Below are 304 nucleotides of genomic sequence, written 5' to 3' on the forward strand. Positions count from 1 at the left end.
CTGATCGCGCAGGAACACCAGCCCGACCACCGCGGTCGCCGCGGTCGCCATCGTGACGAACTCGTACATATTGCCCAGCGGGAACCGATGAGTCGCGAAGCCGCGCAACACGATCGAGAGGACGTGCAGCCCGACCGCGACGTAGAGCACGGAGAAGGCCATGTTGCCCAACCGCTCCGACAGCGGCAGCCGCGGCGCTTCGACGACCTTGCCGGGGACGGCCGGATCGAGCGTGAGGGGGTCGCCGCCGCCTGCGGGCACCAGTTCGCGCTCGACGACCTTGCGGGTGCGCACCGACGCGTAC

1 pseudogene is annotated in these 304 nt (G+C 69.7%); it reads right to left on the minus strand.

Going from position 1 to position 304, the window contains the following annotated elements:
• Positions 1-304, minus strand: a pseudogene (locus tag GV790_RS29655) (c-type cytochrome biogenesis protein CcsB); the annotation flags it as partial.

The organism is Nocardia cyriacigeorgica (assembly GCF_010858045.1).
In the GTDB taxonomy this organism is placed as follows: domain Bacteria; phylum Actinomycetota; class Actinomycetes; order Mycobacteriales; family Mycobacteriaceae; genus Nocardia; species Nocardia cyriacigeorgica_E.